This window comes from Olleya sp. Ti.3.14 (assembly GCF_038154885.1).
Taxonomy (GTDB): Bacteria; Bacteroidota; Bacteroidia; order Flavobacteriales; family Flavobacteriaceae; genus Olleya.
Genome location: NZ_JBAKAO010000002.1, coordinates 104,381 through 120,362, shown reverse-complemented (window position 1 = coordinate 120,362; position 15,982 = coordinate 104,381). Strand labels below are relative to the sequence as shown.

Below are 15,982 nucleotides of genomic sequence, written 5' to 3'. Positions count from 1 at the left end.
GCTTTAATTAGTCTACAATAATTTTGAAGCTGTGCTTTAATCCTTTATAGGCTTCTAAATCTGCTCTTAACGATCCCACAGCTAAATCTGCTTTAATACGTAAAGGTATTTTATTTTTATCATTAGACACCCAAAGCGTTAAACTTTCTTCTTCTTTAAAAACACGTCCAGCCATTACATATGGTCTAAACATAAGTGTTTCAACAGTTCCAAAGTTTGTACTTAGATTTTCTTTTCCTAAAAATTTTAGCTTAAAACCATAGTTCTCTTCGTCAAAAAACATATCCAATTTAATTTCGTCACCAACTTTAAGTGTACTTGTATCTAATTTATTTCTTAAATAATAAAATGTAGACACCATATCTTGTACATTTGGCTTTGTTGTAAGTGTCTTTTTTGTATCGTGTTTTTTGTTATAAACTAGCGCTTTTTTATTGGCTTGATCAAACTCGATTTCGATATTTTTTTTGTGACCACCTTCATCAATATCTCTGATAAACTTGTATGGCAAAATTGTGTTTTTATCAAAATAGCTTTCGTAACGATCCTCTACTTTAAAAAACCATTTAATCATTCCGGTTGTCCAACCTTTTCCAACAACATGAAATACTGGTTTACCGTTTAGTGTAGTTTCCTTTACTTGAAGGGTAGCGTTACCAGCTTTCATCCAACCACTATAGCTCATCTTAAATTTAAACCATTCGCCATCTTTAAAAGCAGGTTCTTGTTGGAAAGCAAAAGACATGCTAGCGGTAAATATTGCTAATATTATAAGTATTTGTTTTTTCATAACTATTGTAATTATATAACTTAATTTTTAAGTTACAGATTATATTATAACTTATAATACAATTACTATTCCAAAAGTATAAAACAAAAAAATGCCATCTGAGTATTTGATGGCATTTTTTTGTTACTAAACTATAAAATTTTGTTAAAGTGTTCCTCGTTTAGCTTGCTCTCTTTCAATAGATTCAAACAATGCTTTAAAGTTTCCTGCACCAAAACCTTGTGCTCCCATACGTTGTATGATTTCAAAAAATAAGGTTGGTCTATCTTCTACTGGCTTAGTGAAAATTTGAAGTAAATAGCCTTCCTCATCTGCATCAATCATAATTGATAACTTTTGAAGCTCACTGATATCTTCTTTCATCATTTCCATATGCACACCTAAACGGTTTGGTATATCATCATAATACGCTTGTGGTGGTGGTGGTAAAAACTCGATACCTCTTGCTTTAAGCTGAGATACTGTTTTAATAATATCATCCGTTGCTACTGCAATATGTTGTACTCCTGATCCTTCGTAGAAGTCTAAATACTCCTCTATTTGAGATCTTTTTGCAGCTTTTGCAGGTTCGTTAATTGGGAATTTGATACGTCCATTACCATTACTCATTACTTTAGACATTAAAGCAGAATATTCTGTATGGATTTGCTTGTCATCAAACGATAAGAAATTAACAAATCCCATAACATCTTCGTACCATTTTACCCAAGTATTCATTTCTCCCCAACCTACATTACCAACCATGTGGTCAATGTATTTTAATCCAACTGGCTCTGGATTATAGTCACTTTTCCACTCTACAAATCCTGGTAAAAATTGTCCATTGTAGTTTTTACGCTCTACAAACATATGTACTGTTTCTCCGTAAGTATAAATTCCAGCTCTTACTACTTCGCCAAATTCGTCTTTTTCAACGATTGGTTCCATGTATGATTTTGCACCACGTTTTGTAGTTTCTTCGTAAGATTTTCTAGCATCTTCAACCCATAAAGCTACAATTTTTACACCATCTCCATGTTTTACAATGTGATCATTAATTGGTGACTTACTGTTTAATGGTGTTGTTAGTACTAAACGGATTTTGTCTTGCTTTAACACATAACTTACAGAATCTTTTGACCCTGTTTCCAACCCTCTGTAGGCATGAGATTGAAAGCCAAACGCTGTTTTATAAAAATGTGCTGCTTGTTTTGCGTTACCTACATAAAACTCTACATAATCTGTTCCTAAAAGTGGCAAGAAATCTTGCGCACCTTCAAATATTTTTTCTAAACCGTAGTCTACTGATTTTACTTCTTTTTTACTCATAATACTTTATATAGAAGAAAGAATAAAGCAACAAGAATAAAAGCTTTAGGCTACCAACTAACCCTTAGTCCTCATTTAAAATTCTTGAATTTTTATTTCAATCTTAATTAATTATTGTTTTGAAATCCTTTTTAATTTTAATGCTCTAGCCACGATTTGTAATAGTCTTCGTCTGCTATTTTAAGCGCTTCCTCAGTTACCATTAATGGTTTAAACGTGTCCACCATTACTGCTAGCTCGTCTGTTTTTACTTTCCCGATGCTACGCTCTGTTGCTCCTGGGTGTGGACCATGTGGTATTCCTGCTGGATGCAAGGATATGTGTCCTGCATCAATATCGTTTCTAGACATAAAATCTCCGTCAACGTAATACAATACCTCATCACTATCTATATTACTATGATTGTAAGGTGCTGGAATACTATCTGGATGATAATCGTACAGTCTTGGCACAAAACTACAAACTACAAATGCGTCTGTCTCAAAGGTTTGATGTACTGGTGGTGGTTGGTGGATTCGTCCTGTAATGGGCTCAAAATCGTGGATTGAAAACGCATATGGATAGTTGTAACCGTCGTAACCTACGACATCAAAAGGATGTGTTGCGTAAACCATTTCAAAAATATCGTCTTGCTTTTTAACTTTCATTAAAAAGTCTCCTTTTTCGTTATGTGTTTCTAATTCTTGTGGCTGTCTTAAATCACGTTCGCAAAATGGCGAATGCTCTAATAATTGACCAAACCAGTTACGGTAACGCTTGGGTGTGTAAATTGGTCTTTTAGACTCGACAATAAATAAACGATTGTCCTCAGTGTCAAAATCCATTTTATAAATTACACCTCTTGGTACTAATAGATAGTCTCCGTATTTGAAGTCTAGGTTACCTAGGTGTGTGCGCAGTTTTCCGGTACCTTTATGGATAAAGATAAGCTCATCTGCGTCTGTGTTTTTATAAAAATAATCTGTTGTTGATTGTTTTGGTGCTGCTAAAATGATACTACAATCGCTGTTTATAAGTACTGTTTTACGAGACTGTAAATAATCGTTTTCTGGTTTGACTTGAAACCCTTTTAAACGGTAGGATTGTATATGGTTTTTTTTAGCAATTTTTGGTGCAACACTGTATTGTTTTTTAATTTCTTTTACTTGTGTTGGTCTATGCTCGTGATAGGAGTTTGTTGACATACCGTCAAATCCTATGGTACCAAATAACTGCTCTGCGTACAATGTACCGTCCGCTTTTCTGAACTGGGTGTGTCTTTTTGGTGGTATTTTTCCTAGTTTATGATAAAATGGCATTTTGTTATAGTTTTAAATTGAAAAAAATAACGTCTAAGAAACTTGTGACGCTTTACTAAATGCTTAACAAGGAAGAAAGATCACTCTGGATTACGCTTAATCAAGAATTTTAAATGTGATAGTAAATCGCTCCAAATTGTCTTCATAGTGTAACAAATATCGTAAAATTTTATGAGTTTAGGAAGTGTTTTTAAATTGAAAAAAAGACCATTGCGTCTAACCTTGCGTTAAGGGTAGTAATGGCATCCTTTTTTTGCTGCCATATATGGCAAAAAAAGATATAATGGATGACCTGGTTGTATTTAAACCCTTAAAGGTTTAAGTACAAAACGCCCAATTAAAACCAATATCCTAAGTTAAAAAACCAATAGCTTTGTTTAGTCTCTGGAGAGATGGTATACTTAGCTTCTATGGGACCCAAGAACGATTCAAACGAATAACCTACTGCGTATCCTGAATATTCTGGCCATGAAAACCAATCTGTACCATCAAACAACCTGTCTTCTACATTGGCATAGTTTGCTGCTACCATTATGTGGTTTTTAGGTAAAAACTGATAATCTAAATTTACGCCTCCTTTAATGTAAGAATCTGCTGCTATGGACAGAAAATCGTATCCGTAAAAGGGTTTAAAATTATTGATAAAATTATTACCATAACCACCTAGCACAAAGTCTAAAAAGCGATTTGCTTTAGGGTTTATTTTAAATCCTCCATCTGTGACTAAGTTAAACGATAATTTATCAGATACTTTGAAAGCATATCCTAACTCTGCTTTTAGAATTGTAAATGGAGAAAATGTGCTTGAAAAATCTGAGGAATACACATAGTGATTACCTTGCGCAGAGAAAAGCATGCCTTCTGTCGGGAAGTATTTACTATCGTAGGTATCGTATTTTAATTCTCCAAAAAGACTGACATAGTTACTGTTTTCAAAAAGTGTCTCTGTTTCATCTTCTGAGGATAAAATAGTTTCGGTTTTTACTCTTAATTTTTTATGCTCAACACCTAGTGATAATACTAAATCGTTTCTAAAAAGGGTTTGTAGGTAGACTTGGTTATTAAAGTCTGAGAGCTCGGCATTTATTTTATTTACACCTGTTGTGTTAATTTGTGTTGGTGTTAAAAATGCGTTGGCTACAATGCCTTGACTAAACTCGTTATACCTTGATTTTAAACCAACACTCCAATATATCCCTTTATCTATAAAGTAATCCAAGTTATACCTAACGTGGTCACCTATTATAAAATCCATTGACACTACATCGTTTTTTAATAAAAATTGCTTTTTAGTTATGTTGGCCAAAATGGCACTTTTATATAAATCATCGTAGTGTAATCCTAATTTTAAAAAGGTTGTTTTTTTAGTTTCGGACACATTGGTGATTATCTTGTAAGTATTGTCTTGTTCTGGTTTTAACTCGTAAAAAAAGCTGTCAAAGTTATTGGTTGCTACTATATTGTTAGCGCCTTCTGATAGGTCGTTGTATGAAATTTTGCTGTAAGGTCTGATTTTTAATTTTCCTAGGATGTAAGATCTTGTGTATTTATCTATTCCGTTAGTTTCTATATAATTAATTTGTAAACTATCTGGAGACAGGTCTGTTTGCTTTTTACTTGGTGTGTAATGTTGCTTTGCTTTTAATTGTTTTAAAATATCTATTTCTTTTTTTGCAGCAACTTCTCCATTGTGAATTATTTGATTTCCGTCATCAAAAGACACGACATTAAATTTAGAAATATCTGGTTTAATATAAATATCAGTCATTTTAGACTTGATTTTCATGTCATTAATGGTTCTAAAATTATTTATCTGAAATAAAATTTGTGGTGCTGAAGAAAGATCTGTTCTATTGGCTAATCCGTCTTGTACGTCTACACCAATAATAATATCCATGCCTTTTGCCTTTAACTCTTTTATTGGGTAATTATTTACAACACCACCATCGATTAACAATTTACCATCAATATCTACTGGTTGAAATAATGAAGGAAAAGCTCCTGATGCTTTAACTGCTTGTGGTAAATTACCTTTATCTAAAATAACTTGCTGACCAGTCTCTACATCTGTAGCAATACAGAAAAAAGGTATTGGTAATTTAGAAAAGTCGTCCTCATTACTTACATGAAGCAACAATTTTGTTAATAAATTAAAGGTGTTTTGCCCTTTAGATAATGCTGTTGGCAGCTTTACTTTAAGATGATCAAAGGGTAGTGTTATTGCGTATCTTTCTGAAATTTCTCTCTCATAGGTTGACTTAGCTGATCTTGGGATATTATCATTTAAAATGTCATCAAAATTTACGCCTTTAAAAATAGAATCTAATTGTTTGCCTGAATATCCTGAAGCATAAAGTGACCCAATAATTGCTCCCATACTTGTACCAGCAATATAGTCTACCCTAATCCCTAAACTGTCTACAACTTTTAAAACACCAATGTGAGCAAAACCTTTGGCTCCACCACCACTTAGGACTAGCCCAACCTTTGGCTCTGCAGCTTGTGTTTCTTGCGCGTTAAGATTGGTACTTAACGTTAATAATGTTATAATTATAATGTATATCTGCTTCATTCTTTATGGTAATAATTATAAATTTTTGTTGCTCTAGAATTTCCGACAACCTCTTCTAGCTCGTCAATTTTAGCATTTGAAATTCGCTTTGCGGACTTAAATACTTTTAATAATTCTACAATTGTTTTTTCTCCAATACCAGGAATGGTTTCCATTTCTGTATTTAATGCTTGTTTACTTCGTTTGTTACGATGATGCTCTATCCCAAAGCGATGGGCTTCATTACGTAACTGTTGTATTATTTTTAGTGTTTCTGATTTTTTATCTAAATATAAGGGAATTGGATCGTCTGGATAGAATAATTCTTCTAATCGTTTTGCAATTCCTATAATGGCTATTTTTCCTCTTAACCCTAAAGCATCTAAACTTTTTAAAGCTGAAGATAATTGTCCTTTTCCTCCATCAATAATTATCAATTGTGGTAAAGGTTGTTTTTCTTCTAACAAACGTTTGTAGCGTCTAAATACCACTTCTTCCATTGATGCAAAATCATCAGGACCTTCTACTGTTTTGATATTAAAGTGACGATAATCTTTTTTACTAGGCTTTCCGTTTTTAAACACAACACAAGCTGCTACTGGATTTGTCCCTTGTATGTTAGAGTTATCAAAACACTCGATATGTCTTGGCTCTTCACCTAATCGCAAATCCACCTTCATTTGTGCCATGATACGATTAGCATGACGATCTGGATCTGTAATTTTTACCTGTTTAAAACGCTCTAATCTGTAATATTTAGCATTTCTAACGGATAAGTCTAAGATATGTTTTTTATCTCCTAATTGTGGAATAGTTACTTTTATATCTTGACCTAAATCTACTTTAAAAGGTACGTAAACTTCTTTAGACCTTGAGTTAAAACGTGCTCGGATTTCTACAATTGCTAATTCTAGTAAGGTTTTATCAGTCTCGTCTAACTTCTTTTTAATCTCTAAAGTATGTGACCTAATTATTGACCCATATGATAATTGCAAAAAGTTAATATAGCCATGACCTGCATCACTAACTATGGAAAACACATCTACATTGCTAATCTTAGGATTTACAATAGTAGATTTGGCTTGATATTTTTCTAGAACCTGAATTTTTTCTTTAATTTTTTGGGCTTCTTCAAACTGCATATCCTGAGCATATTTGCTCATTTGCTCTTTAAATTCTCCTAAAGATTCTTTAAAATTTCCTTTTAAAATTTCTCTAATTGCCTTTATGTTTTGGTTATAACTTTCCTCATCCTCATAACCTTCGCAAGGTCCTTTACAGTTCCCTAAATGGTACTCTAGGCATACTTTATATTTTCCTGACTCGATTTTGCTTTCTGCCAAATCATAATTACATGTTCTAATCTGATACAAGCCTTTAATTAAATCTAATAAGGTATAAACCGTTTTAATATTGGTGTAAGGTCCAAAATATTCGCTTCCATCTTTTATATAGCGTCTTGTACTAAATACTCTTGGAAAACGCTCTTTTTTTATACAAATCCATGGGTAGCTTTTATCGTCTTTTAGTAAAACATTATAACGTGGTCTATGTTTTTTAATTAGATTGTTTTCTAATAAAAGCGCATCTGTTTCTGTCTGTACAACAATGTGTTTAATGTTAGCAATACGTTTTACTAAAACTCTAGTTTTACCGTTTTCGTGAGTTTTTGTAAAATACGAACTTACTCTCTTCTTTAAATTTTTTGCCTTACCAATGTATATTATTGTACCTTCTGTATCAAAATACTGATAAACTCCAGGTGATTCTGGAAGAGTTTTAAGTTGTACATCTAAAGAAGTTTGACTCATCTTACACTTTAAAATCGAAGAAAATTGATAGTTTTTCAAAGGTAATTATTTAAAAACAACTTAACCTTTATCGCCTAAATTTTAACCTAAAAATAAATTAATCACGCTTAGTTATTTAGTACCTTGCACCTCTTTTTAAACTTTACAAATGACAAAAAAAACCATAGGAAGAACAGACAAAATTAACTTTCCAGTGTTAGATCTTTTTGAAATAGACTGCAAAATAGATACAGGTGCTTACACGTCTGCAATACACTGCTCTCTGGTAGAAGTTAAAGAAGATGGCCTACATTGCACATTTTACAGCAAAGGTCATCCTAATTTTAATAGTAAAACTAAAGTTTTTAAAGATTACACTTTTACTGATGTAAAAAGCAGCAATGGCTTTGTAGAAAACCGTTATAAAATAAAAACAGATGTTGTTTTTTTTGGTAAAACATACAAGATTAACTTAACTTTAAGCACAAGAGACGATATGAGATTTCCGGTTTTAATTGGTAGACAGTTTTTAAAACGAAAATTTTTAGTAGATGTCGATATACAAAACCAATCCTTTAACTATAACAAATAAATGAACATTGTAATTTTATCTAGAAACGCTAACTTATACTCCACAGACCGTTTAGTTGAAGAAGGCGAAAATAGAGGCCACAAAATAGAAATAATAGATCCTTTAAAATGTGATATTATTATTGAAAAAGAAAAACCAACCATCTACTACAAAGATCGTTATTTAGATTATGTAGATGCAATTATACCACGTATTGGTGCTTCAATAACTTTTTATGGTTGCGCTGTGGTAAGGCAATTTGAAATGATGAATGTTTTTACAACAGCATCTTCTGAAGCTATTTTAAGATCTAGAGATAAGCTTAAAAGTTTACAAAGATTAAGTAAAGCCGGAATTGGAATGCCAAAAACGGTTTTTACAAACTACTCTAGAGACGTTGAAGAAGTTATAGAGCATGTAGGTGGCGTGCCAGTAATTATTAAATTACTAGAAGGTACACAAGGTTTAGGAGTTGTGTTAGCAGAAAGCAAAAATGCTGCCGAATCTGTTTTAGAAGCCTTTAATGGCTTGGAAGCTAGAGTAATTGTTCAAGAATTTATAAAAGAAGCTAAAGGTGCTGATTTACGTGCGCTTGTAGTTGACGGTCAAGTTGTTGGAGCTATGAAACGCCAAGGTAAAGAAGGTGAATTTAGATCTAATTTACATCGTGGTGGAAATGCACAGATTATTAAATTAAGTGAAGCTGAATTAAGCGTTGCAATGAAAGCGTCACAAGCATTGAAGCTACCAGTATGTGGTGTTGACATGCTACAATCGGACAGAGGTCCTTTATTACTAGAAGTTAACTCTAGTCCTGGTTTGGAAGGTATTGAAAATGCTACAGGTAAAAACATTGCTAAAAGCATTATTAATTACATAGAAAGAAATACCAAAAAATAATTGATGCAAACAAACGACGTTTTAGAAATTTTAGGTGAAGCTATAAAACCTGGTCAAAGTGCAGAGGTCAGTTTTAATGTTGCTAAGTTACATACAAGAACTCCAGTAGATGTTCCTATTATTATAGAACGCTCTAGAAAACCTGGTCCTACTATTTTATTTACAGCAGGTATACATGGTGACGAAATTAATGGTATTGAAATTGTACGACAATTAATCTCTAAAGGGATAAATAAACCTAAAATTGGTACCACAATTTGTATCCCTGTACTTAACATTTTTGGTTTTATAAACATGGCTCGCGCTTTTCCTGATGGTCGTGATCTAAACCGTGTGTTTCCTGGAGTAAAAAATGGGTCATTAGCCAGTCGTGTGGCTTACGAGTTGATACATGAAGTTGTACCACATGTAGATTTTATAGTAGATTTTCATACAGGAGGTGCGTATCGTTTTAATGCACCACAAATACGCATTGAAAAAGGCAGCGAAGATGATGATGTAATGGCCGAAATATTTGGAGCACCATTTATTTTATATTCTAAAAACCTTAATAAATCGTTTAGAAACGCGTGCAACAAATTAGGAAAACCCATCTTACTTTATGAAGGTGGAAAATCTTTTGATTTAGACAATACGGTTACTAATACAGGTGTTAATGGTGCAAAACGCATCATGAATCATTTTGGGATGTTACGCAGACAATTTAAGGTTACAGAACCTAAAAAAGAGTGTATTAAAATAACCGAAAGCTCATGGATGCGTGCCAAACACTCTGGTATGTTTAAAGCTACTATAAAAGTTGGTATAGAGGTTAAAATAGGTGATGACATAGGAAACATAACAGATCCTTATGGCAAATTTAATCACTTTGTTAAAGCAAAACACTCTGGTTACATAATTAATATTAATCAATCACCTATTGTTTATCAAGGTGACGCATTGTTTCATATCTCTACAGAAGTCTTAAAATAGTTTAAGATGAAAAAGATTGAATTACGAAAAAAATATAAATCACTAAGACGCTTACTTAATCAAGATCAAATCGAAGCACAAAGCATTACTATTGCTAATCAGTTACTAACCCTTCCCATTTGGGATTATAGTTTTTACCATTTATTTTTAACTATCACATCACAACATGAAGTTAATACCGATTATATTTTAAATATCTTATCAGGAAAGGATAAAAACATAGTTGTTTCTAAAAGTAATTTTACCAACAACACATTAACCAATTATTTACTAACAGACGCTACCACATTTAAACTAAGTGATTATAATATCCCAGAGCCAATAGATGGCATTGAGATTTTAAACCATAATATAGACGTCGTATTTGTACCGCTTTTAGCTTTTGATTTAAAAGGAAATCGTGTAGGTTATGGTAAAGGATTTTATGATAATTTATTAGCGTCTTGCAAACCCAACACCCTAAAAGTTGGCTTATCCTTTTTTGAAGCTGAAGCTGAAATTGAAGATGTTTTTGATAAAGATATTCCTTTAGATTATTGTGCTACGCCAAAACAAGTCTATAAATTTTAATCTTGTTCGTTTTTAGGAAACGCTTTTCTGTTAAAGAAAATTAATATTCCAAAACCAATACTAATTGCAACATCTGCAATATTAAATACAGGTTCAAAAAACGTAAAATAATCTCCACCAATTCCTGGAATCCATTCTGGTAAATAGCCTTTCCATAACGGAAAGTATAGCATATCTACAACCTTACCATGTAACAAACTATCATAACCTTGACCAGGTAAAAAAGAAGCAACTTGACTAATACTGTCTTCAAACATAACACCATAAAACACAGAGTCTAAAATATTACCTAAGGCACCAGCAAAAATAAATACTAATGCTAATATTAATGTTTTAGATTGTTGCTTTTTAATAGTATTAACTAACCAATATCCAATACCAATAATAGCAAAAACCCTAAATACTGTCAAGCTTAATTTTGCTGTTCTATCAGTCATAAATGGTAAAATATCGCTTAGTTTTGTTCCCCAAGCCATACCACTATTTTCAATAAAATAAATTTTAAACCAGTTAAAAACAGTTACATCTTCGCCCAAAACAAAGTGTGTTTTTACGTAAATTTTACTTATTTGATCAATAAGTAAAATAACAAAAATTAATGCTGTGGCTTTTTTTAAATTCATAATCTAATTAAACAAAAGTAGTGCTATTTTTCAGTTTTAGTAATCTTTATATCACCATTAATGGTATGACAATTTAGATTAAATTTTAAAAATTTAAATTGGGTTAATGTAATCTGTCCCGTTTTAGTAAAAGCTTCTACTTTTGCGTGATCTGTTTCGATATTAATATCACCATTTACTGTATTAATGGAGGCATTTCCTAAAAACTGTTTAAGATTACAATTTCCTTGATTTAATTCAATAAAAACTGATGGATACGTTCCAACCAAATCCACAGATCCAATATTACTTTTAATCTCTAATTTAATGTTTTTGGGTACCAACAATTGATACTCTACAGACATAACCTTGTGCGCACTTAATTTGTCGTTGTCTTTTATAAATAATGGTTGAAATGATGAGGATATATACAATTGCTTGTTTACAATACTGTCAACCATTACTAGTTGATTAGCATGTTCGCCTTCAATTTTCACCTTTAATAAGATAGTGTTAGATGGACTATTTGAAACAGTAATATTAAACACATTTTCTCCATCTATTACTATTGTATTTATCACATCTGCATTCCATATTTTTTCAGTACTTTTTTGAGCACATACAGATGTAATTGCTATTAATACTAATAAAATGGTAGTTTTAAGTGTCAAAAGGTCAAACTATTTTAAATATAAAACGCTTCAAAATATATTGAAGCGTTTATAAAATTAAAGACTATATCTTTTATTATTGTTGCATATTTTTAGCCTCTATACTTAATGTTGCATGAGGTACTAATTCTAATCGCTTGGCATTTATTAGCTTTCCAGTTACACGACAAACACCATAAGTTTTGTTTTCAATTCTGATTAAAGCATTTTTTAAATCACGAATAAATTTTTCTTGTCTAATCGCTAATGCTGAATTAGATTCTTTACTCATTGTTTCGCTTCCTTCGTCAAACGCTTTAAATGTAGGTGATGTATCATCTGTACCATTATTATGGTCATTCATATACGCACTTTGAATAAGCTCTAAATCATGTTTAGCTTGTTTTATTTTATCTTGGATTAACACTTTAAATCCTGCTAATTCTTTATCTGAATATCTAATATTAATATCTGAAGCCATAATTTTAAATTTTTTGTATAAATAGTTTGGTATTTACGTCATCAAAAGCAATTTCTATACCACTATTTAATTGATTAATAATTTTTAGATCATCAGTTAAAGTTTCTGCTTTAATATAATCTAAGTTTGTTTTTACCGCTTGCGTGATGTTAACATCTTCTTGTAATTGCACACTAATTTTATCTGTTACTTCAAATCCAGAGTCTTTACGTAAATTTTGAATACGGTTTACTAACTCCCTAGCTATACCTTCTTCTTTTAAAGCATCTGATATTGTAACGTCTAAAGCTACTGTAATATTACCTTCATTTGCAACTAACCACCCTTCAATATCTTGAGAGGTAATTTCGACATCATCACGTTGTAATTTAACTATTTTTCCATTACAATCAACATCTATTTCTCCTTTTTGTTCAACAATTTTAATATCGTCTGCAGTCATTTTATTTATTGCTCCTGCGATAGTTTTCATGTCCTTACCAAAACGAGGTCCTAACGTTTTAAAGTTAGGTTTGATTTGTTTTACTAATATATCTGATGCATCTTCTAAAAGTTGGATTTCCTTTATGTTTACCTCATGCTTAATTAAATCCGCAACTGCTAGAATTTCTTCTTTTTGTTGTTCCGAATCTATCGGAATCATAATTTTTTGCAACGGTTGACGCACTTTTATTTTTTCTTTAGCTCTTAATGATAGCACTAAAGAAGAGATGGTTTGCGCGTTTTCCATTTTACGCTCTAATGATTTATCAACATAACTAGCGTCAAACTTAGGGAACTCTGCTAAATGCACACTCTCAAAAACCTCTTTATTGGTTACTGAGTTTAAATCTAAATACAGCTTATCCATGAAAAATGGTGCAATTGGCGCTCCCAACTTAGCTATGGTAACCATACAAGTATATAGGGTTTGATATGCCGAAATCTTATCTTTTTGATAGTCTCCCTTCCAGAAACGTCTTCTGCTTAAACGTACAAACCAGTTACTTACATAATCCTGTGTAAAGTCTGAAATAGCACGTGCTGCTTTAGTTGGTTCATATTCTGCATAATACTCATCAACTTTCTGAATTAAAGTATGCAATTCTGATAAAATCCATCGATCCAATTCTGGTCGCTCTGCTAATGGAATTTCCGCTTCAGCGTAACTAAACTTATCCAAGTTAGTATATAAACTAAAGAATGAATAGGTGTTATAAAGTGTACCGAAAAACTTACGTTTTACTTCTTCAATACCATCTAAATCAAACTTTAAGTTATCCCATGGATTTGCGTTAGATATCATGTACCAGCGTGTTGCATCTGCTCCATAAGTATCTAAAGTTTCAAATGGATCTGTCGCGTTACCTAAACGTTTAGACATTTTCTGTCCGTTTTTATCTAACACTAATCCGTTAGACACTACGTTTTTATAGGCAACCGAGTCAAATACCATTGTTGCAATTGCGTGCAAGGTATAAAACCAACCTCTAGTTTGATCCACTCCTTCTGCAATAAAATCTGCAGGAAAAGCTTCGTTATTATCTATTTTTTCTTTGTTTTCAAATGGGTAATGCCATTGTGCGTAAGGCATTGATCCAGAATCAAACCAAACGTCTATTAAGTCGCTTTCACGTTGCATTGGCTGGCCACTAGGTGACACTAATACAATACCATCTACAATATTTTTATGTAAATCTAACTTAGCATAGTTTTCTTCGGAATTGTTTCCAACCTCAAAATCTTCAAAGATATCTTTAGCTAAAACACCAGCTGAAACTGCTTTTTGCATTTCGGCTTTAAGCTCTTCAACAGATCCAATACAGATTTCCTCCTTACCATCTTCTGTTCTCCAGATTGGCAAAGGGATTCCCCAATAACGTGATCTAGATAAATTCCAATCGTTTGCATTGGCTAACCAATTACCAAAACGTCCTGTACCTGTTGATTTTGGTTTCCAGTTAATGGTATCATTATTAGCTACCATTTTTTCTTTTACATCAGTCACTTTAATAAACCAAGAATCTAATGGGTAATATAGGATTGGTTTATCTGTACGCCAGCAATGTGGATAACTGTGCTTATATTTTTCAACCTTGAAGGCTTTATTTTCTTCTTTTAACTTAATCGCTAGCTCAACATCTATTGATCGTTCTGGAGCTTCGCCATCATTATAGTATTCATTCTTAACATACTTTCCACCAAACTCTCCCATTTCTGGTCTAAACTTACCTTGTAAATCTACAAGAGGCACTAAATTTCCATTATCGTCTTTTACCAATAATGGTGGTATTTCTGGTGAAGCTTGTTTTGCTACTAAGGCATCATCTGCTCCAAATGTTGGTGCTGTATGCACGATTCCTGTACCATCTTCAGTAGTTACAAAGTCTCCAGCAATGACTCTAAAAGCATCTTGTGGATTATCATTTGGTAATGCGTATTGTAATAATTGTTCGTACTTGATACCAACAAGATCTTTTCCTTTAAATTCTTTTACAACATAAAAAGGGATTTGCTTATCACCATCTTTATAGTCTAAAAGTTCTGGTTTAGTCTGTACTTGATTAAACGATTTTCCTGCAAATTGTTTAGCAACTAAAGCCTTAGCCATAATTACATTAATAGGCTTAAATGTATATTGGTTATACGTTTCCACCAAAACATAATCTATTTTTGGGCCAACCGTTAATGCTGTATTACTTGGCAATGTCCAAGGTGTAGTAGTCCATGCTGTAAAATGGATATCGCCTTCGTTTTGTAAAAAGTCTGGTAATGTACTTTCAATAGCTTTAAACTGAGCAACAATAGTTGTATCTGTTACATCTTGATATGCTCCAGGTTGATTAACCTCATGCGAGCTTAATCCTGTTCCTGCTTTTGGAGAATATGGTTGAATAGTATACCCTTTGTACATTAACTTTTTAGAGTAAATCTCTTTTAAAAGCCACCAAACGGTTTCCATATATTTAGGCTCGTAGGTGATATATGGATCTTCCATATCTACCCAATATCCCATTTTTTGAGTTAGGTCATTCCAAACATCAGTATAACGCATGACTGCTTTACGACAGGCTGCATTATAGTCTTCCACCGAAATAGTTTTACCAATATCTTCTTTGGTAATACCCAGTTCTTTCTCTACACCAAGTTCTATTGGTAAACCGTGAGTATCCCATCCAGCTTTACGCTTAACCTGAAAACCTTTCATGGTTTTGTAACGTGGGAAAATATCTTTTATAGCTCGTGCTAAAACGTGATGTACTCCAGGCAATCCGTTAGCTGAAGGTGGTCCTTCAAAAAACACGTAAGGCTCTGCGTTTTCACGAGTTGTTACACTTTTTTCAAAGATGTTATTGTCTTGCCAATATTTAAGAATTTCTTCTGCTACGTTTGGTAAGTTAAGTCCTTTATATTCAGTGAATCCTGCGCTCATTTTTTCTAATTTCGTTATAGAGTCGCGAAATTAAGGAATTCTGTTTAAAACTCTGATTATTGAGCATAAAAAAAGCTTAAAACAGCA

The 15,982-nt window shown here is 32.6% G+C and carries 13 protein-coding genes; 4 read left to right on the top strand and 9 right to left on the bottom strand.

What is annotated here, in order from left to right:
• Window positions 1-7: 7 nt before the first annotated feature.
• The 5 genes from V6251_RS04765 to uvrC all read right to left on the bottom strand — a co-directional run bounded on the left by V6251_RS04765 (window position 8) and on the right by uvrC (window position 7,758).
• Complete coding sequence (locus V6251_RS04765) at window positions 8-790, bottom strand: DUF3108 domain-containing protein (protein ID WP_145005659.1); 783 nt, start codon at window positions 788-790, stop codon at window positions 8-10.
• Between the two features lie 144 nt (window positions 791-934).
• Complete coding sequence (hppD, locus tag V6251_RS04760; protein WP_341587251.1) at window positions 935-2,098, bottom strand: 4-hydroxyphenylpyruvate dioxygenase; 1,164 nt, start codon at window positions 2,096-2,098, stop codon at window positions 935-937.
• 137 nt (window positions 2,099-2,235) lie between these two features.
• Window positions 2,236-3,396 (bottom strand): homogentisate 1,2-dioxygenase, encoded by a 1,161-nt coding sequence (locus V6251_RS04755; protein ID WP_341587250.1) that lies wholly within the window; start codon window positions 3,394-3,396, stop codon window positions 2,236-2,238.
• A 337-nt stretch (window positions 3,397-3,733) separates the two neighbouring features.
• The gene (locus V6251_RS04750; protein WP_341587249.1) at window positions 3,734-5,968 is read right to left on the bottom strand and encodes a patatin-like phospholipase family protein; all 2,235 of its coding nucleotides are present in this window, start codon (window positions 5,966-5,968) and stop codon (window positions 3,734-3,736) included.
• Window positions 5,965-7,758, bottom strand: coding sequence for an excinuclease ABC subunit UvrC (gene uvrC, locus V6251_RS04745; RefSeq protein ID WP_341587248.1), 1,794 nt, complete (start codon window positions 7,756-7,758; stop codon window positions 5,965-5,967). Before uvrC ends, V6251_RS04750 begins: the two co-directional genes overlap by 4 nt.
• 148 nt (window positions 7,759-7,906) lie before the next feature.
• Between uvrC and V6251_RS04740 the strand changes: the two genes are divergently transcribed.
• From V6251_RS04740 to V6251_RS04725, 4 genes are read left to right on the top strand one after another with little or no spacing between them, the layout of a single operon-like run.
• Window positions 7,907-8,329: an ATP-dependent zinc protease family protein gene (locus V6251_RS04740; protein WP_145005644.1), complete on the top strand. Its 423-nt coding sequence runs from the start codon at window positions 7,907-7,909 to the stop codon at window positions 8,327-8,329.
• The gene (gene rimK, locus V6251_RS04735) at window positions 8,330-9,208 is read left to right on the top strand and encodes a 30S ribosomal protein S6--L-glutamate ligase (protein WP_145005641.1); all 879 of its coding nucleotides are present in this window, start codon (window positions 8,330-8,332) and stop codon (window positions 9,206-9,208) included.
• A gap of 3 nt (window positions 9,209-9,211) precedes the next feature.
• The gene (locus V6251_RS04730) at window positions 9,212-10,180 is read left to right on the top strand and encodes a succinylglutamate desuccinylase/aspartoacylase family protein (protein ID WP_341587247.1); all 969 of its coding nucleotides are present in this window, start codon (window positions 9,212-9,214) and stop codon (window positions 10,178-10,180) included.
• Window positions 10,181-10,186: 6 nt separating this feature from the next.
• Window positions 10,187-10,750: a 5-formyltetrahydrofolate cyclo-ligase gene (locus tag V6251_RS04725; protein ID WP_341587246.1), complete on the top strand. Its 564-nt coding sequence runs from the start codon at window positions 10,187-10,189 to the stop codon at window positions 10,748-10,750.
• On the opposite strand, the gene V6251_RS04720 is transcribed toward V6251_RS04725, so the two are convergent.
• From V6251_RS04720 to ileS, 4 genes are all read right to left on the bottom strand, one after another.
• Window positions 10,747-11,373, bottom strand: a complete 627-nt coding sequence (locus V6251_RS04720; RefSeq protein ID WP_341587245.1) for a lipoprotein signal peptidase — start codon at window positions 11,371-11,373, stop codon at window positions 10,747-10,749. The genes V6251_RS04725 and V6251_RS04720 overlap by 4 nt on opposite strands.
• A gap of 23 nt (window positions 11,374-11,396) precedes the next feature.
• Window positions 11,397-12,023 (bottom strand): DUF4097 family beta strand repeat-containing protein, encoded by a 627-nt coding sequence (locus tag V6251_RS04715; protein WP_341587244.1) that lies wholly within the window; start codon window positions 12,021-12,023, stop codon window positions 11,397-11,399.
• Window positions 12,024-12,099: 76 nt separating this feature from the next.
• Window positions 12,100-12,483, bottom strand: a complete 384-nt coding sequence (locus V6251_RS04710) for a TraR/DksA family transcriptional regulator (protein WP_145005623.1) — start codon at window positions 12,481-12,483, stop codon at window positions 12,100-12,102.
• Window positions 12,484-12,487: 4 nt separating this feature from the next.
• Window positions 12,488-15,895: an isoleucine--tRNA ligase gene (gene ileS, locus V6251_RS04705; RefSeq protein WP_341587243.1), complete on the bottom strand. Its 3,408-nt coding sequence runs from the start codon at window positions 15,893-15,895 to the stop codon at window positions 12,488-12,490.
• Between the last annotated feature and the right edge of the window lie 87 nt (window positions 15,896-15,982).